Source organism: Roseivivax sp. THAF197b (genome assembly GCF_009363255.1).
Taxonomy (GTDB): Bacteria; Pseudomonadota; Alphaproteobacteria; order Rhodobacterales; family Rhodobacteraceae; genus Roseivivax.
On sequence record NZ_CP045318.1, the window covers coordinates 158114 to 182386 of the forward strand.

The following is a 24273-nucleotide window of genomic DNA, read 5'->3' on the forward strand; positions in this document are numbered from 1 at the left end:
AACGTCGATTCATCCAATGGGAGGAAACAGAATGAGACACTTTACGAAACTCGCCGCGGCGGCGGTGCTGGGCGCGACGCTCGGCACGGCGGCGGTGGCGCAGGAGCTTTACGCACCGAACCTCGCCTATCGCACCGGTCCCTTCGCGGCCACGGGCATTCCGCTGATGAACGGTCAGGCGGATTACTTCGCCATGCTGAACGCGCGCGATGGCGGCGTCGGCGGCATCATGGTCAACGCCGAGGAATGCGAGACCGGCTATTCCACCGAGAAGGGCGTGGAATGCTACGAGAAGACCAAGGGCCGTGCGATCGTGACCCAGCCCTGGTCCACCGGCATCACCCTGCAGGTTCTGCCCAAGACCAACGTGGACGAGATCCCGATCCTCGCCCCCGGCTACGGCTTCTCGCCGATGGCTGACGGCAAGGTCTTCCAGTGGGCGTTCAACACGCCGTCCGGTTACTGGGACGCGGCCTCGATGATCCTGCAATACCTGCACGACGAGAACGGCAGCCTTGACGGCAAGAAGATCGCCTTCCTGCATCTCGATCACCCCTACGGCAAGGAGCCGCTGCCGCTGCTGGAGAAGAAGGCGGGTGAGCTGAACTTCGAGCTTTTGCCGATCCCGGTGGGCCTCAAGGAAATGCAGAACCAGTCCGCGCAGTGGTTGCAGATCCGCCGCGAGCGTCCCGACTACGTCGTGATGTGGGGCTGGGGTGCGATGAATGCCGGTGCCATCACCGAAGCGGTGAAGACCAAGTTCCCGATGGAAAACTTCATTGGTGTCTGGTGGGCCGGGCATGATGCCGACCTCAAGATCGTCGGCGCCGATGGCGCGGGCTACAAGTCGATCTCCTGGTCGTTCCCGAACGCCGAAGCACCGGTGATGGCCGACATCCAGAAGCATGTCGTCGATGCGGGCCTGTCGCAGTCGAACCCCGAGGAAATGTCGGGCGTCTTCTATGGCCGCGGTATCGTCATCTCTGCGATCCTCGCCGAAGGCATCACCGCCGCGCAGCAGGAGTTCGGCACAGCCGAGATCGACGCGAGCCAGCTGCGCTGGGGTCTTGAGAACATCAACATGACCGAGGAGCGCATCGATGAGCTGGGCCTCACCGGCATGGTGCCGCCGTTCTCGACCTCCTGCGCCAACCATACCGGTCATTCCGGTGGCTGGATGCTGGAGTGGGACGGCGAGCAGTTCGTGAAGGTCTCCGACCACATGCTGCCCGACACGTCGGACTATCAGCAGCTCATCGCCGACAAGGCGGGCGAGTATGCCGAGGCCAACGCGCCCTGGCCCACGAACGAAGAGTGCAACGCCGAAGGCTAAGGCCTGCACGCGAGGGGGGCGGCAGTGCGCCGTCCCCCTTTCTCGAATTCCGGCACGCGCCCCTTCCAACCCCGAGACCCTGACGGCATGCGACTTCTGACGGTCATATTCGTGACATGCGGGCTTTTCTTCACCGCGCCCTCCGCGCAGGCACAACGCAGCCTGTCGGAAGGTGGCCAGATGGAGATTCAGTCGCCGAAGAAGCCGTATTCCTACGCACGGGTGAGCTTCAGCGATGGCACGAAAGGGGAGCGGTTCACGTTGAAGGCGGGCGATTGCGTTCGCAATAACGGCGATTGCCGCGATGACCGCGAACGGGTCGAGTTCTTCGACAAACGGCAATCCATCCGGCCCGGCGACGAGCGCTGGTACGCATGGTCCTTCTACCTGCCTTCGGACGGGTTTCCGCGTCTGCGTGGGAACGGCCCGGGCTACACGTTCGGGCAGGTGCATCAGCGTGAACGCAGCGGGCCGGAACTTCTGTTTCAACTCTATTCGGACGGGTTCTTCATCAATCTCTCGAACCCGTTTCAGCTCGACGACGATCCGATGAACCCGATCGGACCCTATCGCCAGATCCGCATCGCGCGGCAGGACGACCTGACCAACCGCTGGACGCGCATCATGGTGCAGGCCCGGTGGTCACGGGGCGAGGACGGGTTCATCAATGTCTGGATGAACGGACGGCCGGTCTGGTCGTACCGCGGCGCCACAACGAACGCCAACGATCCGCTCTACTTCAAATACGGGCTCTACCGGTCCTTCGTGTCCCGCTGCGGCGGGCCGTGCCCGGATGCCACCGTCTTCTACCGCAATGTCCGACAGGGACGCACGCAAGCCGAGGTACAATAGCCATGCTCGACGCAGCCAAGACCGACCACGCGCTTCTCGAGGTCAACAACGTGGAGGTGATCTACAACCACGTGATCCTCGTGCTCAAAGGTGTGTCCCTGACCGTTCAACAGGGCGGCATCACGGCGCTACTGGGCGGCAATGGTGCGGGCAAGACGACGACGCTCAAGGCGATCTCGAACCTGCTGCATTCCGAGCGCGGCGAGGTCACCAAGGGCTCGATCCTCTATAAGGGCGAGCGGGTCCAGGGCCTCGATCCCGCGGCGCTCGTGAAGCGCGGCGTCATCCAGGTCATGGAGGGTCGCCATTGTTTCGGCCACCTGACCGTCGAGGAAAACCTGCTGACCGGCGCCTATACCCGCAAGGACGGCAAGGGCGCGGTCGAGGCGGATCTCGAAATGGTCTACGACTACTTCCCGCGTCTGAAAGAGCGCCGGAAATCCCAGGCGGGCTACACATCGGGCGGGGAGCAGCAGATGTGCGCCATCGGTCGCGCGCTGATGTCGCGGCCCGAGACGATCCTTCTCGATGAGCCGTCGATGGGCCTTGCCCCGCAATTGGTGGAGCAGATCTTCGAGATCGTGAAGGCCGTCAACGAAGGCGAGGGCGTGTCCTTCCTGCTGGCCGAGCAGAACACCAATGTGGCGCTGCGCTTTGCGCATACCGGGTACATTCTTGAATCGGGTCGTGTGGTCATGGAAGGCAGTGCTGCCGAACTGCGCGAGAACCCGGATGTGAAGGAATTCTATCTCGGCATGTCGGACGAGGGACGAAAAAGCTTCCGCGACGTGCGGTCCTACCGGCGCCGGAAGCGGTGGCTGTCCTGAGCGCGGGCGTCTAGAGCGACCGAAAGTTTCGGCAAGAGCCGACAAGAAAAATATATGTTTCGTCAGCGCATGATTCTTGGGAACTCTTCCTAACGCCGCCTCGTTTTCAGATCATCGTATGCAACACGATGTCCAACGAAGGAGACTTGTTATGAAGACGACGACGACCATTCTCGCCGCCCTTGGCCTTGCCGCTTCCGGTTCCGCAGCTTTCGCCGCGGCGCATGCCATGGACCCCGCCGCTGTGACCTGCGCCGAATTCATCGACATGGATGACGAAGGCAAGATGGGTCTTGCTGAAGCCGTGATGGAGCAGCTCGAAACCCCCGCGGAAGCAGACGCGCTGATGATCCAGATCGACACGGCTTGTTCCGAGTCGGGTTCCGAGGACCTCACTGTCCTGAACGCGGCGACCGCAGGCTAATCTTCGGATTATCTGAATGACCGACCCGAACGTGGGAAACCGCGTTCGGGTTTTTTCATGCGCTGGCCCTGCAAAAGCCCGCCGCAGCGGGCCCGGCGGGGTCGCGCCCGAGCGGATATCTGATAGCGTCCCCCTCGATATGGAATGACCTGCGCCGATCTGCGCAGATCGCAGGAGGAGACCCGCAATGACCGAGCCCGATACTCTTGAGATGCGCAGCGCCGACGAGCGCGCGCGCGATCTTGCCGACGCCCTGCCGCATCAGGTGGCCCGCGCGCAGGCGCTTGAAGGCTTCGCGCATCTGCGCGAGATCGACGCCTCGGATATCACCGATCTCGACGCCCTGGCGCGTCTGCCGGTGCTGCGCAAATCCGACCTCGTCGCGGCGCAATCCTCCGCCCCGCCCTTTGGCGCGATGGCGGGTCCGCTCGGCTCGTTCAGCCATGTGTTTCAAAGCCCCGGACCCATCTACGAGCCGGGCCATATCGATGATGACTGGTTCCGCCTGGGCCGGTTCCTGCGCGCGGCGGGCCTGCATAATGGTGACGTCATCCAGAATTGCTTCGGCTATCACCTGACGCCTGCGGGGATGATGTTCGAATCGGGCGCGCGCGCCATCGGTGCGACGGTTCTTCCCGCGGGCACGGGCCAGACCGAATTGCAGGTGCGCGCCGCCGCCGATGTGGGCAGCACGGCCTATGCGGGCACGCCCGATTACCTCAAGGCCATCCTCGAGAAGGCCGATGAAATGGGGATCGCGCTGTCCTTCGCCAAGGCCGCCGTCTCGGGAGGGGCGCTTTTCCCCTCGCTGCGCGAATTCTACACCGCGCGCGGCATCGACTGCCTGCAATGCTATGCAACCGCCGATCTGGGCCTCATCGCCTATGAGAGCGACGCGTTGGAGGGCATGATCGTCGATGAGGGCGTGATCGTCGAGATCGTCACCCCCGGCACCGGCAATCCCGTGCCCGAGGGCGAGGTTGGCGAGGTTGTCGTGACCACGCTCAATCCCGACTACCCACTCATTCGTTTCGCCACGGGCGATCTGTCGGCGGTGATGCCCGGTCAGAGCCCCTGCGGACGGACCAACATGCGCATCAAGGGCTGGATGGGACGCGCCGACCAGACCACCAAGATCAAGGGCATGTTCGTGCGTCCCGAACAGGTGGCCGAGCTTGTCGCGCGTCACCCCGAAATCGAGCGCGCGCGCGTGATCGCGTCCCGCGCCGATGAGCGCGATGTCATGACCGTGCGTCTCGAAAGCACCGCTTCGGACGGCTCCGCCTTCGAAGCCAGCATCGCCGACATTCTGAAACTCAAGGCGACGGTGGAGATCGTGGCCCCCGGCAGCCTGCCGCGCGACGGGGTCGTGATCGAGGATACCCGCAGCTACGACTGATCCCGGCGCCGAACAGGCCCGGAGAAAGGACCTTTATGCTTCGCTTCGGACCCCTTGTGGGACTTTGCCTCTGGGGCAGCACGGCGCTGGCCGATCCGGCTGTGCTGCTGATCGAGAATGCAGCGCCCTCCGTTCTGGACCGCCTGCGCGGCTCTGAAGGGATCGCGGGCGCTGTCGGGCCGCTCCGGGACGAGGGTGCGGACGTTCTGGCGCTGCGCGGCGCGGATGCTGCGGAAATGGCCGATGGGCTGGCTCGTTTCCTTGAGACGTTGGATGAGGACACGGATCGCGTCGCTGTCCTGCTGTCGGGGCGGTTCCTTCATAGCAGCGCGGAAACCTATCTGCTGCCGCCCGATGCGGAGGCGGCAGATGCCGCCGCGGTTTATGCGGAGGCCATGCCGCTTGCGCCTGTTCTTTCGGTTCTGGCCGAATATCCCGGCCGCGCGCTGTTGGTCGTGGCCGAAGCGGAGGCCGACGCGGTTTCTGCGCGGTTTTTCGAGGATGGCGCAGGGCCGCTCGAAATGCCCCAAGGCGTCACGCTGATCCGGGGAGAGGCCGCACCGACAACGCGGCTGATCACCCGCGACCTGCCCGTGCCTGCGCGCACGCTCCTGCCGCTCGCGCGAGAAGCGGAGCTGGATGTCGGGGGATATGCGCCCGAGGATTTCGCCTTCCTTCCGCTGCCTCCGGCCGAGGAAGAGGCGCCCCCAAGCGAGGCGGCGGAATCGACCCCACCGCCCTTTGATGTCGAAGCCGAAGCCCGGCTCTGGCGCGAAGCCGTCTCCGAGGACACGCGCGAAGCCTACGCGCTCTATCTCGCGGCCTTCCCGGCTGGCCCCAATGCGGCTGAAGCGCGCGACCGGATCGCCGCAATCGCCGCCGATCCTGACCGGGAGGCGCGACAGGCCGAAGAGGCGCTGCAACTCGACCGCGAAGCGCGCGCCGAGATCCAGCGCGATCTGACGCTGCTTGACTACAACACGCGCGGGATTGACGGCATCTTCGGACCCGGCACCCGCAATGCGATCACCGAATGGCAGCGCAACAACCGGATCGAGGGTACGGGCTTTCTGACCGGGAATCAGGTGGCGCGTCTCGACGATCAGGCCGCGGATCGCGCCGCAGAGCTTGAGCGCGAAGCGGCCCGCCGCGAGGAAGAACGCGCCCGCGCCGATCAGGCCTATTGGCAGCAGACCGGAGCGTCGGGCGCGGAAGCGGATCTGCGCGCCTATCTCGACCGGTATCCCGATGGTGATTTCGCGACCGAAGCGGAACGGCGGCTGAACGAGATCGAAGCCGAGGCGCGCGCCGCTGCCGCAGCACAGGACCGCGCGGCCTGGGACGAGGCACAAGCCACCGGCACCGAGGGCGCCTATCGCGGCTATCTGCAATCCTATCCGGACGGTGCCTTCGCCGCAGAGGCGCAGCGGCGCATATCCGAGCTGTCCCGTCCCAGTGCGGAGCGGCAGGCCGAGGCCCAAAGCCAGGCGCAGGAAGCTGCCCTGAACCTATCGCCCATCGCGCGGCGTCTCGCGGAGGTGCGGCTCGAAGCGTTCGATCTGGAGCCGGGGCGCGTCGATGGTACCTTCGATGCCGATACCCGCCGCGCCATTCGCCGCTACCAGCAATCGCGCGGTCTGACCGTCACCGGCTATCTCGATCAGCTGACGGTCGTGCGGCTTCTGGCCGATTCGATCCGACGCTGAGGATTAAGGGGCAGCGGTGCTTAAGCGCTCCGCTGCCCTTATGCTTCCGGGACTGGTCAGGCCAGCTTGTCCTCGAAAAATTCCAGCGTCCGATCCCAGGCGAGGCGTGCCGCGTCCTCGTCGTAGCGCGGTGTCGTGTCGTTGTGAAAGCCGTGGTTCACCTCGGGGTAGAAGTGCACGCTGAACGCCTTCTGGTTCGCACGCAGCGCCTCCGAATAGGCATTCCAGCCTTCGTTGATCCGCTCATCCAGCCCGGCATAATGAATCAGAAGCGGTGCCTCGATGGCAGGCACGTCCTCGGCGGCGGGCTGGCGTCCGTAGAAGGGCACGGAGGCTGCGAGTTCGGGATAGGCCACGGCCAGCGCGTTGCAGACGCCGCCACCATAGCAGAAGCCCACCGCGCCGACCTTCCCGGTCGATCCGTCGTGGTCACGCAGGAACTCGAATGCGGCGAAGAAATCCGCCATCAGCTTCGCCCCGTCGAGCGATCGCTGCATTTCACGCCCTTCTTCGTCGGTGCCCGGATATCCGCCGAGCGGCGTCAGCCCGTCCGGGCCAAGCGCCATGTACCCGGCCTTGGCCGCACGTCTCACGACGTCCTCGATATAGGGATTGAGCCCCCTGTTCTCGTGGACGACCAGCACCGCCGGAAGGGGGCCTGACGCCCCTGCGGGTTTCGCCATAAGGCCGCGAATCGTTCCGTGACCCTCGGGGCTGTCATATTCGATGATCTCGGTTTCGATATCCGGATCGTCGGGGGCGACCTGCTGTGCCCAGGCATAATTCGGCTGCAATTGTTCGAGAATCATCGCGCCGGTCACTCCGACGGCGGCGTATTTGCCCGCCTGAGTGATGAAATCGCGCTTGGAGATCTTGCCATGCACATATCCGTCAAAAATTTCGAGGATGCGCTGGTCGAAATCCCGCGCTTTCTTGCGCGCAGGGGGGGGGATGTCGGTCATCATACGCTCCGGGTTGGTGTGCGCGGACCATGACTGTCCGCCGCGAAAAGCGTAGCAGAGCCCAGTGACACGGCCGCATCACAATTGGGGAACGCCCCTACAGGCAAAGAAAAAGGCCGCTCCCGAAGGAGCGGCCTTTTGCACATCAGCGATCCGACCGGATCAGCCCTGGCGAGCCTTGAAGCGGCGCTGGGTCTTGTTGATGACGTAAACTCGGCCCTTACGGCGCACAACGCGGCAATCGCGATGGCGGTTCTTGAGCGAGCGGAGCGAATTCCGGACTTTCATCGGCCTTCTCCTCATATCGCGGCGCCAAGCGCGCCTTTGGGTGTCTGTTCACCCCGGAAATAGGCCCCGAGGCAGTGAATTCGATGGTGGGCGGTACTGGGATCGAACCAGTGACCCCTACGATGTCAACGTAGTGCTCTACCGCTGAGCTAACCGCCCATCCCGCCTTGCGGCCTTCCATGCGACGCACCCCATAACGAAATGGGGCGCGGAAGACCCCGCGCCGGTGGAGCGGTCTTTAAAAGGTTGCACCGATGAGATCAAGGGCTTTTGGTGATAGAAAAATTCGCGCTATCTTGCAGCCAATCGCAAGGAGCAGTCATGCCCAAATCGGCGTATCACGTTTACCGGCCGGAGCGACTGACATCGCCCGTGGTCTTCGCATCCCCGCATTCGGGGCGCGATTACCCGTGGTCGTTCCTGCGTCACACGGTGCTCGACCAGCACACGATTCGCTCGTCGGAAGATGCCTATGTGGATCGCCTCTTCGATTGTGCGCCGGATTACGGCGCGCCGTTCCTGAAGGCGGGCGCACCGCGGGCCTTCGTGGATCTAAATCGCGCGGCGGAGGAAATGGACCCGGCGCTCGTCGAAGGCGTGCGCCGTGTGGGTCACAATCCGCGCGTGGCCTCCGGGCTTGGCGTGGTGCCCCGCGTGGTGGCCAATGGTCGCTCGATCTATCGCGGCAAGCTGCCCCTGGCCGAGGCCGAGCGTCGGCTCGACGGATATTGGCGGCCCTATCACCAGCGGCTGCAACAGCTTCTCGACGAGGCCAGGATGGGCTTCGGGCAGGCGGTGCTGATCGATTGCCACTCCATGCCGCATGAAGCGGCCGAAGGGGCGGCGCGCTCGGGTGGTGTGCGGCCCGAGATCGTTTTGGGTGACCGTTTCGGCGCCTCTGCCGATCCGGCGCTCGTCGACCGGATCGAGGCCGCCTTCACACGCGCGGGCCTTGTCGTGGTGCGTAACACGCCGTTTGCCGGTGCCTATATCGCGCAGCATTACGGTCGTCCGTCGCGCGGACAGCACACCGTGCAGATCGAGATCGACCGCGCCATCTACATGGACGAACGCGAAATCCGGCCCAACGCGAATTTCCATGCCTTTCGAAAGCTGCTGCGCGGCGTCATCGCCGAGATTGCAAGCCTGCGCGCCGAAAACGCGCCGCCCCTGGCCGCCGAGTAGCGGCGCAGGCCTGCGTCACCGGGGCCGGTTGACGTCCGGGAACAGCCTGTCGAGTGCATCCTCCAATGGCTGCGCATCCGCGAATCGCAGCCGAACCGGCAGTGTCAGCACCTTCATCCGAAACGTATCCGGCAATCGAACCGCGTCCTTCTCGGTCGTGACGAGCTGCGCGTTGAGCGCGGAGGCCTCCGCTTCGAGCCGCGTCAGCAGCGCGGGCGACAGGGCCTGATGGTCGTCCAGCGCCTCGGCGCGGATCATCTCGACCCCGAGCCCGCGCAAGGTCGCAAAGAACTTCTCCGGGTAGCCGATGCCTGCGAAGGCCAGCGTTCTGAGGCCTTCCCAGTTCATCCCGGTCTGCAGGGGGGCCAAGGCGGCGGTGGCACGCGGCAATCGGGTCAGCGCGGGCCACGTCTTGGCGAGGGCGTCCTGCGCCTCATCAGGCCCGATCGAGAGCGTCAGGTCCGCGCGGGCCAGCCCGGCCGCGATCGGTTCGCGCAGGGGGCCGGCAGGCAGGCAACGCCCATTCCCGAAGCCCTGCACGGCGTCGATCACGACGATGCTCAGATCCTTCTGCAGCGCGGGGTTCTGGAAACCGTCATCGAGCAGAATCGCTTGCGCGTCGGCCTCCACCGCGGCCTGAGCGCCTGCGGCCCGGTCGCGCGCCACCCAGACCGGCCCGAAGGCCGACAGCAACAAAGGCTCGTCGCCGACCGCCTGCGCATCGTGCCGACGGGGATCGACCCGCAGCGGCCCGGTTTCCGATCCGCCATACCCGCGGGAAACCACATGCGCGGCAATTCCCCGGGCGCCCAGGCGTTCCAGCAGGGCCATGACCGTGGGCGTCTTGCCGGTGCCGCCGGCGTTGATGTTGCCGACGCAGATGACCGGCACGGGAAGCCGAAGACCGGGCTGCGCCACCCGGCGGGCCGTCACCGCAGCCGTCACCGCCGACAGGGGCGCGAGAAGCCGGGCCATCGCGCCGGGCGCATCCGGCGGGGCGGACCAGAAGGCAGGCGGGCGCATCAGCGGGCCTCCGTCTTTGCGCTGCGGCGGTCCAGCTGTTCCGAGATTCGCGCGATCACCCTGTCCTCCGTCTCGGCCCCTGCAGTGACCACGTCCCAACCGGCATGGGCCATGCTGGCGGCCCGGTCTGGCGCGATGATCTGACTGACCGCGGCGGCCAGCGAATCCGAATCGCGCACGATCCGCGCCGCACCGGCCTCCACGAGCCGCGTATAGGTCGAAAGGTAGCGCCCCACATTCGGCCCGTAGAGGATCGCGGAGCCGAGGGCTGCGGCCTCGAGCGGATTGGTATCGGACTGACCGGCTGCCAGCGACCCGCCAAGATAGGCCAGCGGGGCGAGGCGATACCACAGGCCCAGCTCATCGGGCCCTTCGCACAGCACGAGTTGCGTCAGCTCGTCGGGCATCTCGCCCGCATCCCAGAAACATGTCCTGAGATCGGTTGCATCGGCCGCAGCCCAGGCGGCATCCGCATCTTCCGTCGTGGCCGGCACAATCACCAGCAACAGTCGCGGCGCGAGACGGCCCGCGGCCACATGCGCGTCGAGCACCATGCGCGTCTCTGCGGCAGGCAGACGCGCGGCAAGCCAGATCGGCCGCCCGCCGATGGACGCGGCCACCTCTTCGTGAAGCTCGGGCGCACAATCGAGCGGGGGCGGCGCATCGTTCAGAATGCCCGCCCGAACGATCTGATGTCCTTCAAGCCCGTAGCGCCGCAGCTTTCGCTCCGCCTCCCGCGAGGTACAGAACACCACGTCGAAGCGCATCAGGGCCGCAGCGGTCATGTCGGGCATCCAGCGCGGCGCGGGCGTGGTGAACGAAGCCTCGTCGGCATTGACCATCAGGCAGGGCAGATGCGCCTCATGCGCGGCCTCCATCAGGGCGGGGCGAAGGCTCTGCCCGGACCAGACCATCAGATCGGGTCGCCAATGTGCAAGGAACGCCTGGGTCGCGGAGATCGTCTCCTCGGGCAAGCCGCTCGCAAGACGCGCGTCGCGGGGCGCGTGCCCGGTCCACAGGAAGGACAGATCGGGGTTCGGCTGCAAGAGCCGTTGGGCAAGGGCCGCCAGCGCCGTCGCATCGCGCGCCGTCTCCGCATGCATCCAGACGAGCTGACCCGCGGGCCGTGTCGGGATGTCGTCCTCTGAGCGCGGACCGTCCTGCGTCCGGGACAATGCCAGATAAGCCGAGAGGGCGAGGGAGCGGCGCGACATCGTCTAGCTTTTCCGCCGCGCAGAAATGCGCCCGTGGCTCGCGCCTATCGCGCAAGGCGCAGGTATCGCGTAGTGCTGCGCACGGGCGAGGATCTCCGACGCAACCGCGTGGGCGCGTCGGAACGCCGTGTCTGAACAGGACATGCATACCAAGGGTTCGATGCGACCGGTCTCCTCGGGACTGCGCGGGGACAAACGACCGCGCCTTTCCCGATTACGCGCGGCGTGCGGCGAAATGCAAGCGATGCGGCGGTTTAGCCCGCCTGCGGCAGCGCGTGTCCGAGCGCGCGAAGCGTGCCCTGCCAGATGCGGGGGCCACCTGCGACGATGCCGTCGGTCATCGCCCGCTCGGTATTGAACTGCAATGCGCCGCCCGCCCGGTCGCTGACGCGCGCCCCCGCTTCGGCAAGGATCAGCGCGCCCGCCGCCACGTCCCATTCCCAGGCGTCGCGGAAGGTCAGCATCGCGTCGAAGGAGCCGTCGGCGACAAGGCACATACGGTAGGCCAGCGACGGTCTGTGCGAGCGGCGGAAATCCGGCGTGCCGCCCGGCCAATGCTTGGGGTCAATATTGGGCTTCGTTGCCAGCACCTCGGCGCCCGTGATCTCGGCCCGCGTCGTGGGCGCGATGGGCTGCCCGTTCAGCCGCGCACCGGTGCCGAGTGCGGCCTCGTATAGCTTGTCGCGCATGGGCAGGAACACGACGGCGGCGGTGATCTGGCCGTTCTCCGCCACCGCCAGCGAATGCGCCCAGGTGTCGGAGCCGTCGATGAAGCTGCGAGTCCCGTCGATCGGATCGACGATGAAGGTGGTGGGCGAGGCCAGGCGCAGCGGATCGTGATCGCTTTCCTCGGACAGCCAGCCATAGCTTGGCCGGGCACTGCGCAGGATGTCTTCGAGCACGTTGTTCACGGCGATATCTGCGGCGGTGACCGGGCCTTGCCCATCGCCCTTGTCGCGCGTGCCGAGCGGCCCGCCGATGAAGCTGGTCGCGGTTTCCGCGGCGCGTTCTGCCGCGCGGAGGAGAAGCGCGAGATCAGTCTCCGGCAAGGGTCAGGCCCTCGACCAGTAGCGATGGCACCACCCGGCTGAGCCAGGGCCGCGCGTCATTGGCTGGCGTCATGCGGCGCAGGAAATCGGGCAGCGATCCGGCGATGGTCACGCCCGAGACAGGGTAGGCGATCTGCCCGTTCTCGACCCAGAGGCCTGCCGCGCCGCGGGAATAGTCGCCGGTATTCGGATTGATCGTCGCGCCGATCATCGACGTCACGATCAGCCCGGTGCCCATCTCGGCGATCAGGTCGTCGCGGGTCTGACTGCCCTGCGACAAGGCCACGTTCCACACCGAGGGCGAGGGGCCGGACGCCACGGAGCGCGCGGCATTGGCGGTCGGGGCAAGGTCGAGCTTGCGCGCGCAGGCCAGATCGAGCGTGTAGGATTTCAGCACGCCGTCCTCGACGATGGCGCGGGGGCGGGTCGGCAGGCCCTCGGCATCGAACGGGCGCGAGGACATCCCGCGCGGACGGTGCGGATCTTCGGTCAGGGAAAGGCCCGCGGGCAGCACCTCCCGGCCCAAGGCGTCGCGCAACCAGGACGCCCCGCGCGAGACCGACTGCCCGGAAGCCGCCGACAGGAGATGCCCGATCAGCGAGGAGGATATGCGTTCATCGAAGAGGACCGGATAGGCGCCGGTCTTGGGGCGACGCGGCGCCATCCGCGCCATGGTCCGTTCGCCCGCACTGCGCCCGATTTCCTCGGGGCTGCGCAAATCGGACTGAAAGATGCGTCCATCGCCGTCGTAATCACGCTCCATCCCGGTGCCCTCGCCGGCAATCGCCACGCAGGAGGTTGAGCGCTGGGTGCGGCGATATCCGCCCGAAAAGCCATTTGTCGCAGCAAGATGCACGCGCGTCGCGCCATATCCCGCAGAGGCGGCGTCGATCCGGGTGATGCCCTCCACCGCAAGGGCCGCGGCTTCGGCGCGGCGGGCATCGTCCTCGAGCATGGCGGGATCGGGCTCTGCTGCCGGATCATAAAGCTCCAGCGCGTCGATATCCCAGTCGCGGGCCAGCGCGTCCGCCTCCGCCAGGCCGATATAGGGATCCTCGGGCGCTTCGCGCGCCATGGCGACAGCCCGCTCGGCCATCTCGGCCATGGTTTCGGCACGGACATCCGACGCGGAGACCGTGGCGGAGCGTTGCCCCAGAAGGACGCGCAGCCCGATCTCGACCGCCTCTGACCGCTCCGCTTGTTCGAGAGCGCCGCCGCGCACATCCACCGACAGCGACGTGCCGTCCACGGCCATCGCATCGGCAGCCTCGGCACCAGCCTTGCGGGCGGCATCGAGAAGCTGGTGGGTCAGGTTGTCGAGATCATGGGTCATCGGCACTTCGCATTACATGCACCCGTATCAGGCAGGCATGGCAGAGGTAGGCCGCAGCCCGCCCGAGCGCAAGGCGCGGGCCTATTCCGCCGCAGGGACCACGATGCCCACGATGGGCCCCATCGGGCGGCCGAAATCGGCGCGATTGAGCGCGGGCGCATAAAGCCGCGAGATATTGCCATCGAGAAACAGCGCCTGCGGCATCTTCAGTTCGTCCCGGAAGAGCCGTCCGAATGCGTGGAAGGTCACGGGCACTTCGGAGATGGCGAAGACGATCTCCTGTCCGTCCGCCGAAGTGCCCACGCCGTTGCGCACGTAGCGGCTGTCGCTGTCCTTGAGAAAGCGGGGATGCAATTCGCCGTCGATCACCAGCATCGGGCCCGATTGCGTCGCATGGATGCAGTCCGGGCTATCGGCCTCGAAGCGCCGGGTTTCGATCACGTCCGCGCGGCCATCGCGGATGCAGAACACGCCGTTGGGCAGCAGGCCGAAATTTCCCGGTCCGGGTGAAGCGACGACGCGGCTGATCTCTGCGCCATCCTCGACATAATGGCCGACGGGCGCGCGGTCGGGGTGATACATGCCCGCATTCATCGCGAAGGCCAGTTTCTGGCCCTGCGCATTCAGTGTCTGCTCGACCTGCCCGAACTGTCCGTAGGGCTGACCCTCGGCATTATAGAGAAACAGCCGCAGATCCTGCGCCGCATCCGTCCGGCAGATCGTATAGGGCGTACCGTCATGCGTGATCTGTTCGCAGGAGACGGCCTGCGCGTCGGCAGGTCCGGGCAGGGCGCCGAACAGCATCGGGAACAGGAGGGCAGGCCAGCGCATCGGCTCAATCCTCGTCCAGATCGCGCTGCACATCCTCCTGTGAGAACAGACGGCGCGTCTCGTCGAGCTTGTCGAAGGTCTCGTCGAGACGGAAACGCAGCTCCGGCGCGAATTTCAGCGTCAGGTTCTTCGAGACCGCGCGCCGCAGCTCGCCCGCGTTCCGCGCGAGCAGTTTGACGACCGTGTCCTGCCCCTTGCCGCCGAGCGGGACCACATAAGCCGTCGCCACCTTGAGGTCGGGCGACACGCGCACCTCGCCCACGGTGATCGACATGCCCTGCAAGTCGGGGTCGTGGATATCCCCGCGCATCAGCACGTCCGAAAGGGTGCGGCGCACAAGTTCGCCCACGCGCAATTGGCGCTGGCTGGGTCCGGGGCCGTCATGAAAGCTTCGTTTTGCCATGAGGGGCAGATACGCCTTCGACCCCGCTTTGCCAAGGCGGCGCATGCGCGGTAAGGAACGCGAAAGCTGTGATGGAGCGATGTGATGGGCGATCTGCCGGGCGTGGTGGTAACGGGTGTGTCGGGCCGGATGGGCCGGATGCTGGTGCAGGAGATCGCAGGCTCGGACAAGCTGCGGCTGGCGGGCGCGATCGAGCGGACGGGACATGACTGGGTTGGCCGGGACCTTGGGGCCGCGATGGGCGGTGCAGAGACCGGTATCATGGTCACCGACGACGCTGAAGCCGCCTTTGCCGAGGCTCAGGTCGTGATCGACTTCACGGCACCCGACGCGACCATCGCCTTCGGGCGCCTGGCGGCGGCGCGCGGCACCGTCCATGTCATCGGCACGACGGGGTTCACCGACGATCAGATCAAAGCGCTCGAGACGGCGTCGGAGGGCGCGGTGCAGATCCGCGCGGGCAACATGTCGCTCGGCGTGAATCTGCTGACGGTGCTCACGCGGAAGGTCGCCGAAGCGCTCGATGCCGATTTCGACATCGAGGTCGTTGAGGCCCATCACAACCGCAAGGTCGACGCGCCGTCCGGCACGGCGCTGATGCTGGGTGAGGCCGCCGCCCAAGGCCGTGGCGTGGCGCTGGGCGATGTCTCCGACCGGGGACGTGACGGGATCACCGGCGCGCGCAAACGCGGCGATATCGGGTTTTCCGCGATTCGCGGCGGCGATATCGTGGGCGAGCATGACGTGATCTTCGCAGGTTCCGGCGAACGGATCGTGCTGCGGCACGTGGCCTCCGACCGGGCGCTCTTTGCGCGTGGTGCGCTCAAGGCCGCAAGCTGGGGTCTGGAGCAACCGGCAGGCTTTTACGACATGCTGGACGTGCTCGGCCTGACCTGAGGGCTTTGTTTCAACCTCTCACACGGCTGTCAGCCCAGCTTGCCTTATGGCAAAGCCCGCTATTTTTGTCTCCGTAGCCAGTTTTGGAGATGATGACATGCGCATTGCTGTAACTTTGGGTCTCTGCGCGGCCATGGCCGCCCCGATCGCAGCGCACGCCTCGGCTGAGCGGATCGGAACCAAGCAGGAATTCGTGGAGCTCGTTCAGGGCAAGCGGCTGACGCGCCCTCTGGTCAACTTGCAAGTCACCCCGAGCGGTCAGATCTCGGGCACGGGTGCTGCTTGGGACGTGACCGGCAACTGGACCTGGCAAGATGGTTTCTTCTGCCGCGATCTCGAATGGGGTGGCGATCCCTTGGGCTATAATTGCCAGCTCGTGACCGCCGACGGAAACCGCATCACCTTCACGTCGGACCGTGGGCAAGGCCGGTCGGCCGGGTTCACCCTTCGCTAAGGCCTCACCCTTCGACAAGACCGAGGGCCGTTTGCAAGGTGATCCGTCGCGGACACCCCGCAGCATTCGCGATCAGAAATCGATCGCGATGCCCTTCTTTTCCCAATCGCCGTAGCGCACGGGCTCCGGCCCGTCGCGGCCACCAAGCTCCAACGGCAGGGCCGTCTGTTCCGCTTCGGCCTTCTTTCGCCGCTCTTCGGCTTCTGCCAGAGCGCGCTGGGCGGCGGGGGGCAGGTCGCGTTTTTCGTCGGTCATTCGCTGTTCCTCCGGTTCGCTACGGTTGATATACGCCGCGAAATGAGCGGTACAAGGCAGACATAATGGATCAGGCGCGGCGCGCGAGCGTGGACCTTCTCGATGGCGTTCTGGGCGAGGGACGCCTGCTGAGCGAGTTGACCGGAGGCGACAGGTTCGCCCGGCTGGCGCCCGAAGACCGCGCTGCCGCACAGCGTCTCACGGCCGACGTGCTGCGCCATATCGACCGGGCCGACCGGCTTTTGTCCAAACATCTCAAGAAGGCACCGCCGCTTCGGGGGCAGAACATCCTGCGGCTCGGCACGGTGGAACTGGCCATGGGCGGGGCCGCTCATGGGGTCGTGAATGCCTGTGTCGGCATCGCGGAGGGCCACAAGCGCACCAAGGCGCTGAAAGGGCTGATCAACGCGGTTCTGCGCAAGATGGTCGTTGAGGCACCGGCAACCTGGGCGGATTTGCCGCCCGCCCGTCTGCCGGAATGGCTGCGGGGGCCGCTTCTGGCCGCTTGGGGGCGTGATGCGGTCCGCGGCATGGAGGCCGCACATCAGGCCGGTGCGCCGCTCGATCTGACAGCGCGGGGTGATGCGGCGGCTCTGGCCGATGCGGTCGGCGGCACGCTCTTGCCGACGGGATCTGTGCGACTCGATGGGCGGCACCAGGTCTCGGCCTTGCCGGGCTACGGGCCGGGTGAGTTCTGGGTTCAGGACGCTGCCGCCGCGCTGCCCGTCCGGCTCATGGGCGATATCGCGGGGCAGCGCGCGCTCGATCTATGTGCCGCACCCGGCGGCAAGACGATGCAGCTTGCCGCGGCAGGGGCGGAGGTGACCGCGCTCGATCTGTCGGCGGCACGGCTCACACGCGTGCAGGAGAACCTCGACCGCACCAAGTTGAAGGCCACACTGGTACAGGGCGATGCGCTGCTGCACGAAGGCGGACCCTATGACGTGATCCTGCTCGATGCGCCCTGTTCCGCCACCGGCACGATCCGGCGCCATCCCGACTTGCCCCATGCCCGCACCGGGGAGGGCATCTCGGAGTTGATCGACCTGCAGGCGCGGATGCTCGATCACGCGCTGAGCCTGCTGGCGCCCGGCGGGCGGCTGATGTTCTGTACCTGCTCGATCATCCCCGACGAGGGCGAGGTGCAGATCGACGAGGCGCTGACCCGTCATGCGGATCTGTCGGTCCTGCCGCTTGATGCGCCCTGGATCGAAGAGGGCTGGCGCAGCTCGGAAGGCGGTCTGCGCCTGCGGCCCGATTTCTGGCCCGACCGGGGTGGCATGGACGGCTTCTACATGGCCTGTCTCGCGAAGGGCTGAGCCCGCGCCCCGGACCAAGGTCGCATTTGGGCGCTGCCGGGTTGCCCATAGGCTCCGGTCCCATGGGAGGATTGCGCGCCATTTTCGTCGCCTGTCTGTGGCTGTTCTGCGCGGGGGCCCTCGCCGCCGAGCCGTCCGACCGTGCGCGCATCGCCGAGAAGGTCATCGCGCCCATGAGCCTCGGCGAGCTGATCAGCGAAGACGGTGTCTACGAGCTTCTCAATTCCGGCGGTCAGCACGCGGGCTACGTGTTCGAGACCGAACCGCTGGCGCCCCTGCCGGGCTTCTCGGGCGCGCCGATCAACGTGCTCGTCGTGCTGGACCTCGAAGGGCGCTTCATCTCGGTCCGGCTTTTGGATCACAACGAGCCGATCTTCGTCTCGGGGCTGGGCCAGGCACCGTTTCACGCCTTCTTCGAGCAATATGAAGGCCGCTCGATCTCCGAAAGCATGGTTGTCGGCACGCCCTATGGGGGCGGCACGGCGGGCGGATCGCTGGTCTATCTCGACGGGGTGACGAAGGCCACGGCCAGCGTGCGGATCGCGCATGAATCGGTGCTGGCGGCTACGCTCGCCGTCGCGCGCGAAAAGATGCAGGGCATCGCCTCCGGCCCGCCCGCGCATCCCGACCCGGATCATGTGGAAGAGCTCGACTGGCAGGCCCTCGTCGATCAGGGGCTCGTGGCCCACAAACGCGTCACGAATGCCGAGATCGACGCGGAATTCGCGGGCACGATTTGGGCCGATGACGACCCCGAGGCGACCGATTATCCGGGCGAGGTCTATCTCGATCTCTGGGTGGTGGATCTCGGCCCGCCCTCTATCGCGCGGGCCGTTCTGGACGACGACACCTATGAAGACCTGCAGCGCTTCATGGAAATTTCCGATTTCGACGAGCCGATCCTCGTGGTTGAGACCGCGCGGCACGGGCTCGTCTCGGAAGAGTTTGTGCGCAACACCTCTCCCGATTGGCTTTCGGCGGAGCAGGGCGGTCTGCCCGTGGCCCTGCGCGATGCGGACCTCTTCGTGGGCCTTGCCGATGACGTGCCCGACGCGTTGCACGATGGTGCGGCGCTGATCCTGCGCACCGACCGGCGTCTGGGCTTCGATCCGGCCGCCGAATGGACGCTGAAGGTGCAGGCGGTGCGCGAGCATGGGATGTTCCAGCCCGAGATTGGATCAGTCACGCTGGCGATGACCCATGCCACGCCCGAGCGGTTCTTCACGCGGCCCGGCCAGATCGAGCGGCTGTCCCCGTTCGAGGAAGCGATCCGCAATCGGCAGGGCGATCTGATCGTTCTCGCGGCCCTGTTGGGTGTCATGGTGCCCAGCCTTCTGTTCGCGCAATCGCGTCTCGCGGGGCTTTCTGCCTTCACGCCTGTGCGACTTGGCGTGCTGGCGGTCGTTCTGGGCTTTGTCGGCTGGTGGGGGCAGGGGCAATTGTCCATCGTCACGCCGCTGGCCGTTCTGCAGACGGGGCTTGCGGGCGGCTCTTACGCCTTCCTGCTTTACGATCCGTTCTCGCTGCTGATCTGGGGCGCGACGATCCTGGGCTTTTTCCTCTGGGGCCGGGGTCTCTTTTGCGGCTGGCTCTGTCCGTTCGGCGCGCTGCAGGAATTCGCCCATCACATCGGCCGCCTTCTGCGCATCCCGCAGATCGAGGTGCCTGCGCGTTGGGACGCGCGGCTGAAGTGGATCAAGTACGTGGTGCTGGCCGGGCTTGTGGCGATCACGCTGACGATCCCGTCGGCGATGGACAAGGCCGCCGAGGTGGAGCCGTTCAAGACCGCGATCACGACCTTCTTCCTGCGCGAATGGTATTACGCCGCCTATGCGCTGTTCTGGGTCTTTCTTGGCATGGTGCTGTTCAAGGGCTTCTGCCGCTATGTCTGCCCGCTGGGCGCGCTCATGGCCATCGGCGGTGCGCTGCGCCTGCGCCGCTGGATCCCGCGCAGGGTCGAATGCGGCTCACCGTGCCAGCTTTGCCGGGTGAAATGCGCCTATGGGGCGATCGAGAAATCGGGCCGGATCGATTATTCCGAATGTTTCCAATGCCTCGATTGCGTGACGATCCACGACGATGCCGCGCGCTGCGTGCCGCTCGTGCTGCAGAACCGCAGCGCCAAGCGCCCGCCGCGTGTGACCGGCCATCCGAACGAGGTGCCCGCGGAATGAGGCGGCGGCGTTTTCTGACCCTGGCGGCTGCCTTTGCCTGCGCACCGCGTCTGTCGCAGGCGGCGACATGGAGCGGCATTGCGCTGGGCGCCGAAGTGTCCGTGACGCTACGCGGACCACGGGACGAGGTGCACGCGGCCTTGCGCGACATCCCCGTGATCCTGGACCGGGTGGAGGCCGCGTTCTCGATCTACCGGGAGAACAGCGAGGTCTCGATCCTGAACCGCACGGGCCGTCTGATCCCGAGTGCCGTGTTCCGCGACCTCGTGGCAGAGGTTGACCGGGCCCACGCGCTGACAGACGGGCTCTTCGATCCGACCGTGCAACCCCTCTGGCGGGCACTGGCTGCGGGCGGTGATCTTGCGGCAGCGCGCGATCTGATCGGCTGGGATCGCGTGAGGCGCGGCGATGAGATCATCCTCGGGTCCGGACAGGCGCTGACCTTCAATGGCATCGCGCAGGGCTATGCCACCGATCTCGTGCGCGATCATCTCAAGGCGCGCGGAGCCTCGGAGGCTCTGGTCAATATCGGCGAATTCCAGGCGTTGGGCGGGCCGTTCCGGCTGGGCCTGACGGATCCCGACGCGGGCCATTTGGGCCAACGCTCGCTGCAAGACGGAGCGATTGCCACATCGAGCCCCGGGGCGATGCGTTTGGGCACGGGCGGGCATATCCTGTCCCCCGACGGGCGGGCGCCGCTCTGGTCGACGCTCTCCGTCGAGGCGCCGCGCGCCACGCTCGCCGATGCGCTGTCAACGGCAGGGGTGTTCATGGATCTCGACGCCTTGCGGGACCTCAAGGCGGGCGCGGGCCTTTCCCGGATCACCTGCGTGGCGCAGAACGGCGATCTGCGCACGATCTGACGCGATCACTCCGTCTCGTCGGGCGGCGTCTGCTCGCGCGGGGGCGTGCTTCTGTAGGTGGGCAGGTTCCAGCCCAATGTCAGGGTTCCGGCACGCAAACCGAAGGTGACCGCGATGCAGCCCGCCGCCGCGATCACGTCGCCCAAGCCCAGCCGACCCAGCACCAGCGTCGTGATCGATCCGGCCAGCGCGCAGGTGACATATAGCTCGCCTTGGCTCAGCACGACGGGCACGTCATTGGCGACCACGTCGCGCATCAGCCCGCCCATGCAGGCCGTGACCATGCCCATCACCAGCACCATGGGCGCGGGCAGACCGAGCGAGAGCGCAATGCCGGAGCCTGCCGCCGCCGCGACACCAAGCGCAGCGGAATCGAGCCAGCGCAGCGCAACGAGGCGGCTTTCGACCCGGTGCGCGGTGAAGAAGACCACGAGGGCCGTCACGCTCGCCACGGCAAGATAATTCGGATCGGCGATCCAGAAGACCGGATTGCGGTCGAGCAGCAGATCCCGGACCGTGCCGCCGCCGACACCGGTCAGGCAGGCGAGGAAGACGAAGCCCACCACGTCGAGCTGCGCCCGCGACGCGCTCAATGCGCCGGTGGCGGCAAAGACCAGAACGGCGGCGTAATCGAGAAGCGTGAAGAGGCTCATTTGGCGGGCTTGAACGGCGCCATGCCCGCGCGGGCCAATTCATCCGCGCGCTCGTTCTCGGGATGGCCCGCATGGCCCTTGACCCATTCCCAGACCACGCGGTGGCGCGCCTGCGCCGCATCGAGACGCTGCCAGAGCTCCGCGTTCTTGACGGGCTTCTTCGCGGCGGTCTTCCAGCCGTTCTTCTTCCAGCCATGGATCCAGCCGGTGACGCCGTTCTTCACATAGGTCGAGTCGGTCACGATGGTGATGTCCGAGGGCCGCGACAGGCTTTCCAGGGCGTGAATCGCCGCAAGAAGCTCCATCCGGTTGTTGGTGGTCGTGGCCTCACCGCCCGAAAGCTCGCGTTCCTTCACGACGGTTTCGCCATCGCGGGCCTGCAAAAGCGCACCCCATCCCCCGGGGCCGGGATTGCCGGAGCAGGCTCCGTCTGTGAAGGCGTATAGATCTGGCATGCGCCTCGTGTCGCGAAGGGCGTCCGCGCCGTCAAGAGGGGATCGCGCGAGGTCGCGGTCGCAAAAACCGATTGGCGCCTTTTGGAACATCCCGGCACGGCTTCCCGTTACTTCCGTGAACCGGGCAACGGCCCGCATGGAAATTTGAAAGGAGGCACCTCATGCCGACGATCAATACTGCGAAAATCCTTGTCATCTCGACCAACGGGTTCGAGCAATCCGAACTTGAGTTCCCGCGCGACACGCTGCGCGAGCATGGCGCGACCGTTCACGTGGCAACGCTCGATGGTGACGCGATCATGGGTTGGGACGTGGACGATTGGGGCCGGAAGGCCGAGGCGGACGCGAAACTGTCCGATATCGACCCGGCCGATTACGATGCGCTCGTCCTGCCGGGCGGTCAGATCAACCCCGACGTCCTGCGCGTGGAGAAAGACGTGATCGACACGATCCACAGCTTCCACAATGCGGGCAAGCCCATCGCCGCGATCTGCCATGCACCCTGGCTTCTGGTCGAGGCGGATATCGTGAAGGGCCGCAAGGCCACGTCCTATCCGTCGATCAAGACCGACGTGAAGAATGCTGGTGCGCATTGGGTCGATGAGACCGTGGTCGAGGACCAGGGCATCATCACCAGCCGCAACCCCGACGACCTTGAAGCCTTCGTGAAGAAGATCGTCGAGGCGGTCGAGGCAGGCACGTTCGAGCGTAAAGCCGCGTAAGGCGCGCGCCTGACAATGGCAAAGACGATGATCGCCGCCGGTTCTGCCCGGCGGCGATTTTGCGCTCAGGCGTTATTCGACCGTGATCGTGATCTGGTCGGAAGCGACCACCGGATCATGCGGACGGTGCATCGCGTCGCCCAACACCAGTTGCAGGGTATGCTCGCCCGGTGCCAGCTCCAGCGTGGTCTCGGTCTGCCCGCCGCCGAAATGGCGGTGATTGTCGTCTGCGGGCAGTCCATTCATCATGGCCTCGTCATCGCCTTCGGCCTCACCGAAGGGCGCGCGGTCGACCAGAACGTGGTGGTGGCCTGTCGCCTCGCGTTCGGTCCCGGCAGGCGCCACGCCCATTTCGGACAGACCGAAGCGGATCGTGACCGGAGAAGTGACGCTCGCGCCATCCTCCAGACCGATGAAATAGACCTCTGCGCCTTCGGGCGCGGGGGTTGCGTCTTGAGCAAGGCCCGGTGTGGCCAGAGTGGCGAGCGCAAAGCTCGCGGCGGTTATTAAACGTGTGAACATGATACATCCTCCCGTTTGGCGGTGCCTCCTGGCACGGCTCAAATGGTAGCGCGACGCGCCCGAATTTCACCTTGCGCTTGTTTCCGCATCCGGAACGCCGCGCGCAATTACCTTCCAATTGTCCGCGGGTCGCCGCGATTGTGCCCAGATTTCTCATCATACCCGGCGCTGACGACGAATGACGTGAAGGAGCGGCCTAATGGACCGGCTGACCGAGATGGAGGCATTCGCCACAGTGGTGGATCAAGGGGGCTTCACAGATGCCGCCAAGAAGATGGGTATTTCCAAATCCGCTGTATCGAAACATGTCTCCTCACTGGAGGCGCGTCTGGGGGCGCGGCTCTTGAACCGTACCACCCGGAGGGTCAGCCCGACGGAGATCGGATTGGCCTATTACGACCGGGCCCGCCGGGTTCTGAACGATGCAGGCGAGGCCGACGCGCTTGTCACCTCGATGCAATCGGCGCCCTCGGGGCTCTTGCGCATCTCGGTGGCCACGGATTTCGGGGTCAACCACCTTTCCCCGGTGCTGGGTGAGTTCCTTGCGGAATTTCCCGACATCACCGTGAACATGGTGCTGAACAACCGCTACGTCGAGCTGATCTCGGAAGGCTTCGACATGGCCATCCGTATCGGCGAGCTGGAGGATTCCACGCTCCGCGCCCGTAAATTGGCCGATTGCCAGAAGCGGATGATCGCCTCCCCGGGCTATTTCGAGAAGTTCGGCCGCCCGACGCGGATCGACGATCTGAACGAGCACAAGCTTCTGCACTATTCCAACCAATCCTCCGGCAATGTCTGGAAGGTCACCGCACCTTCCGGCGAAAAGCGCCAGGTGCGCACCGCGGGATGGTTGTCGGTCAATGACGGGCAATCGCTGCTCAATGCCTGCATCGCGGGGCTGGGCATCGCGTATCTGCCGTCCTTCCTTTACGGCGATGCGATGGCCGCGGGCCTTGTCGAGGATGCGATCCCCGACCTGCCCGCCGAGACGCAAGGCATCTACGCGGTCTACCCGCCGGGCCGCTTCACGCAGCCCAAGGTGCGCGCCTTCATCGATTTCCTGGTCCATCAATTCGCCGATACCGGCCCGACCGACTGGTAAGTTTCCCCTGCCTGTTCCGAGGCAA

At 65.9% G+C, this 24273-nt stretch carries 26 protein-coding genes and 1 tRNA gene; 14 read left to right on the top strand and 13 right to left on the bottom strand.

The annotated features are described in order from the left end of the window. The first annotated feature begins 31 nt into the window (after positions 1 to 31). The 6 genes from FIV09_RS00780 to FIV09_RS00805 all read left to right on the top strand — a co-directional run bounded on the left by FIV09_RS00780 (position 32) and on the right by FIV09_RS00805 (position 6541). Positions 32 to 1333, top strand: a complete 1302-nt coding sequence (locus FIV09_RS00780) for an ABC transporter substrate-binding protein (RefSeq protein WP_152448192.1) — start codon at positions 32 to 34, stop codon at positions 1331 to 1333. Positions 1334 to 1420: 87 nt separating this feature from the next. Continuing rightward, entirely contained in the window at positions 1421 to 2185 is a 765-nt protein-coding gene (locus FIV09_RS00785; protein ID WP_152448193.1) for a polysaccharide lyase, read from the top strand. A gap of 2 nt (positions 2186 to 2187) precedes the next feature. After that, positions 2188 to 3012, top strand: a complete 825-nt coding sequence (locus FIV09_RS00790; protein ID WP_152448194.1) for an ABC transporter ATP-binding protein — start codon at positions 2188 to 2190, stop codon at positions 3010 to 3012. 151 nt (positions 3013 to 3163) lie between these two features. Further along, positions 3164 to 3436: an HdeA/HdeB family chaperone gene (locus FIV09_RS00795; protein WP_172975593.1), complete on the top strand. Its 273-nt coding sequence runs from the start codon at positions 3164 to 3166 to the stop codon at positions 3434 to 3436. Positions 3437 to 3623: 187 nt separating this feature from the next. After that, a complete protein-coding gene (locus FIV09_RS00800) occupies positions 3624 to 4835 on the top strand; it encodes a phenylacetate--CoA ligase family protein (RefSeq protein ID WP_152448196.1) in 1212 nt (403 codons plus the stop codon). Positions 4836 to 4870: 35 nt separating this feature from the next. Further along, on the top strand, positions 4871 to 6541 hold the full coding sequence (locus tag FIV09_RS00805; protein WP_152448197.1) for a peptidoglycan-binding protein: 1671 nt from the start codon (positions 4871 to 4873) through the stop codon (positions 6539 to 6541). Between the two features lie 56 nt (positions 6542 to 6597). Here FIV09_RS00805 and yghX read toward each other — a convergent pair whose 3' ends face one another. The 3 genes from yghX to FIV09_RS00820 all read right to left on the bottom strand — a co-directional run bounded on the left by yghX (position 6598) and on the right by FIV09_RS00820 (position 7950). Beyond that, a complete protein-coding gene (gene yghX / locus FIV09_RS00810) occupies positions 6598 to 7503 on the bottom strand; it encodes a YghX family hydrolase (protein ID WP_152448198.1) in 906 nt (301 codons plus the stop codon). A 162-nt stretch (positions 7504 to 7665) separates the two neighbouring features. Continuing rightward, on the bottom strand, positions 7666 to 7791 hold the full coding sequence (gene ykgO, locus FIV09_RS00815) for a type B 50S ribosomal protein L36 (protein ID WP_005850168.1): 126 nt from the start codon (positions 7789 to 7791) through the stop codon (positions 7666 to 7668). 84 nt (positions 7792 to 7875) lie between these two features. Then, a tRNA-Val gene (locus FIV09_RS00820) sits at positions 7876 to 7950 on the bottom strand. 162 nt (positions 7951 to 8112) lie between these two features. Here FIV09_RS00820 and FIV09_RS00825 point away from each other — a divergent pair. Next, the gene (locus FIV09_RS00825; protein WP_152448199.1) at positions 8113 to 8976 is read left to right on the top strand and encodes an N-formylglutamate amidohydrolase; all 864 of its coding nucleotides are present in this window, start codon (positions 8113 to 8115) and stop codon (positions 8974 to 8976) included. A gap of 15 nt (positions 8977 to 8991) precedes the next feature. On the opposite strand, the gene lpxK is transcribed toward FIV09_RS00825, so the two are convergent. The 6 genes from lpxK to rbfA all read right to left on the bottom strand — a co-directional run bounded on the left by lpxK (position 8992) and on the right by rbfA (position 14829). Continuing rightward, entirely contained in the window at positions 8992 to 9999 is a 1008-nt protein-coding gene (gene lpxK, locus FIV09_RS00830; RefSeq protein WP_152448200.1) for a tetraacyldisaccharide 4'-kinase, read from the bottom strand. Then, on the bottom strand, positions 9999 to 11213 hold the full coding sequence (locus tag FIV09_RS00835; protein ID WP_152448201.1) for a 3-deoxy-D-manno-octulosonic acid transferase: 1215 nt from the start codon (positions 11211 to 11213) through the stop codon (positions 9999 to 10001). Before FIV09_RS00835 ends, lpxK begins: the two co-directional genes overlap by 1 nt. 254 nt (positions 11214 to 11467) lie before the next feature. Further along, entirely contained in the window at positions 11468 to 12262 is a 795-nt protein-coding gene (locus tag FIV09_RS00840; RefSeq protein ID WP_152448202.1) for a 3'(2'),5'-bisphosphate nucleotidase CysQ, read from the bottom strand. Beyond that, positions 12249 to 13595, bottom strand: a complete 1347-nt coding sequence (locus tag FIV09_RS00845; RefSeq protein ID WP_152448203.1) for a TldD/PmbA family protein — start codon at positions 13593 to 13595, stop codon at positions 12249 to 12251. The genes FIV09_RS00840 and FIV09_RS00845 overlap by 14 nt, the downstream gene beginning before the upstream one ends. Positions 13596 to 13676: 81 nt before the next feature. Further along, complete coding sequence (locus FIV09_RS00850; protein WP_152448204.1) at positions 13677 to 14426, bottom strand: phosphodiester glycosidase family protein; 750 nt, start codon at positions 14424 to 14426, stop codon at positions 13677 to 13679. A 4-nt stretch (positions 14427 to 14430) separates the two neighbouring features. Continuing rightward, the gene (gene rbfA, locus FIV09_RS00855; protein WP_152448205.1) at positions 14431 to 14829 is read right to left on the bottom strand and encodes a 30S ribosome-binding factor RbfA; all 399 of its coding nucleotides are present in this window, start codon (positions 14827 to 14829) and stop codon (positions 14431 to 14433) included. Positions 14830 to 14913: 84 nt separating this feature from the next. Here rbfA and dapB point away from each other — a divergent pair, with 84 nt between their 5' ends. Together dapB and FIV09_RS00865 are read left to right on the top strand one after the other, a co-directional pair. After that, positions 14914 to 15726 (top strand): 4-hydroxy-tetrahydrodipicolinate reductase, encoded by an 813-nt coding sequence (gene dapB / locus FIV09_RS00860; RefSeq protein WP_152448206.1) that lies wholly within the window; start codon positions 14914 to 14916, stop codon positions 15724 to 15726. Positions 15727 to 15823: 97 nt separating this feature from the next. Further along, positions 15824 to 16180 carry a dihydrodipicolinate reductase gene (locus FIV09_RS00865; RefSeq protein ID WP_152448207.1) on the top strand — a complete coding sequence of 119 codons (357 nt, stop codon included), beginning with the start codon at positions 15824 to 15826 and terminating at the stop codon, positions 16178 to 16180. A gap of 72 nt (positions 16181 to 16252) precedes the next feature. Here FIV09_RS00865 and FIV09_RS00870 read toward each other — a convergent pair whose 3' ends face one another. After that, the gene (locus FIV09_RS00870; protein WP_152448208.1) at positions 16253 to 16435 is read right to left on the bottom strand and encodes a DUF1674 domain-containing protein; all 183 of its coding nucleotides are present in this window, start codon (positions 16433 to 16435) and stop codon (positions 16253 to 16255) included. Positions 16436 to 16500: 65 nt separating this feature from the next. Between FIV09_RS00870 and FIV09_RS00875 the strand changes: the two genes are divergently transcribed. The 3 genes from FIV09_RS00875 to FIV09_RS00885 all read left to right on the top strand — a co-directional run bounded on the left by FIV09_RS00875 (position 16501) and on the right by FIV09_RS00885 (position 20791). Then, positions 16501 to 17754, top strand: coding sequence for an RsmB/NOP family class I SAM-dependent RNA methyltransferase (locus tag FIV09_RS00875; RefSeq protein ID WP_152448209.1), 1254 nt, complete (start codon positions 16501 to 16503; stop codon positions 17752 to 17754). Between the two features lie 62 nt (positions 17755 to 17816). Next, positions 17817 to 19928 carry a 4Fe-4S binding protein gene (locus FIV09_RS00880; RefSeq protein WP_152448210.1) on the top strand — a complete coding sequence of 704 codons (2112 nt, stop codon included), beginning with the start codon at positions 17817 to 17819 and terminating at the stop codon, positions 19926 to 19928. Further along, entirely contained in the window at positions 19925 to 20791 is an 867-nt protein-coding gene (locus FIV09_RS00885) for an FAD:protein FMN transferase (RefSeq protein WP_152448211.1), read from the top strand. The genes FIV09_RS00880 and FIV09_RS00885 overlap by 4 nt, the downstream gene beginning before the upstream one ends. Before the next feature lie 5 nt (positions 20792 to 20796). On the opposite strand, the gene FIV09_RS00890 is transcribed toward FIV09_RS00885, so the two are convergent. Both FIV09_RS00890 and rnhA read right to left on the bottom strand, forming a co-directional pair. Further along, a complete protein-coding gene (locus tag FIV09_RS00890; protein WP_152448212.1) occupies positions 20797 to 21444 on the bottom strand; it encodes a trimeric intracellular cation channel family protein in 648 nt (215 codons plus the stop codon). Beyond that, positions 21441 to 21899 (bottom strand): ribonuclease HI, encoded by a 459-nt coding sequence (gene rnhA / locus FIV09_RS00895; protein ID WP_152448213.1) that lies wholly within the window; start codon positions 21897 to 21899, stop codon positions 21441 to 21443. The genes FIV09_RS00890 and rnhA overlap by 4 nt, the downstream gene beginning before the upstream one ends. 161 nt (positions 21900 to 22060) lie before the next feature. Here rnhA and FIV09_RS00900 point away from each other — a divergent pair, with 161 nt between their 5' ends. Beyond that, positions 22061 to 22621 carry a DJ-1/PfpI/YhbO family deglycase/protease gene (locus tag FIV09_RS00900; RefSeq protein WP_152448214.1) on the top strand — a complete coding sequence of 187 codons (561 nt, stop codon included), beginning with the start codon at positions 22061 to 22063 and terminating at the stop codon, positions 22619 to 22621. Positions 22622 to 22693: 72 nt separating this feature from the next. On the opposite strand, the gene FIV09_RS00905 is transcribed toward FIV09_RS00900, so the two are convergent. Continuing rightward, positions 22694 to 23143, bottom strand: coding sequence for a DUF4399 domain-containing protein (locus FIV09_RS00905; protein WP_152448215.1), 450 nt, complete (start codon positions 23141 to 23143; stop codon positions 22694 to 22696). A 199-nt stretch (positions 23144 to 23342) separates the two neighbouring features. Here FIV09_RS00905 and FIV09_RS00910 point away from each other — a divergent pair, with 199 nt between their 5' ends. Beyond that, entirely contained in the window at positions 23343 to 24248 is a 906-nt protein-coding gene (locus FIV09_RS00910; RefSeq protein ID WP_152448216.1) for a LysR family transcriptional regulator, read from the top strand. Positions 24249 to 24273 lie beyond the last annotated feature (25 nt).

Bases quoted from the DNA above. Each gene is read 5' to 3' on its own strand.
- FIV09_RS00870 (WP_152448208.1), bottom strand. From the start codon at position 16,435: ATGACCGACGAAAAACGCGACCTGCCCCCCGCCGCCCAGCGCGCTCTG.
- FIV09_RS00785 (WP_152448193.1), top strand. From the start codon at position 1,421: ATGCGACTTCTGACGGTCATATTCGTGACATGCGGGCTTTTCTTCACC.
- FIV09_RS00790 (WP_152448194.1), top strand. From the start codon at position 2,188: ATGCTCGACGCAGCCAAGACCGACCACGCGCTTCTCGAGGTCAACAAC.
- FIV09_RS00795 (WP_172975593.1), top strand. From the start codon at position 3,164: ATGAAGACGACGACGACCATTCTCGCCGCCCTTGGCCTTGCCGCTTCC.
- FIV09_RS00800 (WP_152448196.1), top strand. From the start codon at position 3,624: ATGACCGAGCCCGATACTCTTGAGATGCGCAGCGCCGACGAGCGCGCG.
- FIV09_RS00825 (WP_152448199.1), top strand. From the start codon at position 8,113: ATGCCCAAATCGGCGTATCACGTTTACCGGCCGGAGCGACTGACATCG.
- FIV09_RS00910 (WP_152448216.1), top strand. From the start codon at position 23,343: ATGGACCGGCTGACCGAGATGGAGGCATTCGCCACAGTGGTGGATCAA.
- FIV09_RS00805 (WP_152448197.1), top strand. From the start codon at position 4,871: ATGCTTCGCTTCGGACCCCTTGTGGGACTTTGCCTCTGGGGCAGCACG.
- FIV09_RS00780 (WP_152448192.1), top strand. From the start codon at position 32: ATGAGACACTTTACGAAACTCGCCGCGGCGGCGGTGCTGGGCGCGACG.
- lpxK (WP_152448200.1), bottom strand. From the start codon at position 9,999: ATGCGCCCGCCTGCCTTCTGGTCCGCCCCGCCGGATGCGCCCGGCGCG.
- FIV09_RS00905 (WP_152448215.1), bottom strand. From the start codon at position 23,143: ATGTTCACACGTTTAATAACCGCCGCGAGCTTTGCGCTCGCCACTCTG.
- rnhA (WP_152448213.1), bottom strand. From the start codon at position 21,899: ATGCCAGATCTATACGCCTTCACAGACGGAGCCTGCTCCGGCAATCCC.
- rbfA (WP_152448205.1), bottom strand. From the start codon at position 14,829: ATGGCAAAACGAAGCTTTCATGACGGCCCCGGACCCAGCCAGCGCCAA.
- FIV09_RS00835 (WP_152448201.1), bottom strand. From the start codon at position 11,213: ATGTCGCGCCGCTCCCTCGCCCTCTCGGCTTATCTGGCATTGTCCCGG.
- FIV09_RS00845 (WP_152448203.1), bottom strand. From the start codon at position 13,595: ATGACCCATGATCTCGACAACCTGACCCACCAGCTTCTCGATGCCGCC.
- FIV09_RS00850 (WP_152448204.1), bottom strand. From the start codon at position 14,426: ATGCGCTGGCCTGCCCTCCTGTTCCCGATGCTGTTCGGCGCCCTGCCC.
- FIV09_RS00885 (WP_152448211.1), top strand. From the start codon at position 19,925: ATGAGGCGGCGGCGTTTTCTGACCCTGGCGGCTGCCTTTGCCTGCGCA.
- FIV09_RS00865 (WP_152448207.1), top strand. From the start codon at position 15,824: ATGCGCATTGCTGTAACTTTGGGTCTCTGCGCGGCCATGGCCGCCCCG.
- dapB (WP_152448206.1), top strand. From the start codon at position 14,914: ATGGGCGATCTGCCGGGCGTGGTGGTAACGGGTGTGTCGGGCCGGATG.
- ykgO (WP_005850168.1), bottom strand. From the start codon at position 7,791: ATGAAAGTCCGGAATTCGCTCCGCTCGCTCAAGAACCGCCATCGCGAT.
- FIV09_RS00880 (WP_152448210.1), top strand. From the start codon at position 17,817: ATGGGAGGATTGCGCGCCATTTTCGTCGCCTGTCTGTGGCTGTTCTGC.
- FIV09_RS00900 (WP_152448214.1), top strand. From the start codon at position 22,061: ATGCCGACGATCAATACTGCGAAAATCCTTGTCATCTCGACCAACGGG.
- FIV09_RS00890 (WP_152448212.1), bottom strand. From the start codon at position 21,444: ATGAGCCTCTTCACGCTTCTCGATTACGCCGCCGTTCTGGTCTTTGCC.
- FIV09_RS00875 (WP_152448209.1), top strand. From the start codon at position 16,501: ATGGATCAGGCGCGGCGCGCGAGCGTGGACCTTCTCGATGGCGTTCTG.
- yghX (WP_152448198.1), bottom strand. From the start codon at position 7,503: ATGACCGACATCCCCCCCCCTGCGCGCAAGAAAGCGCGGGATTTCGAC.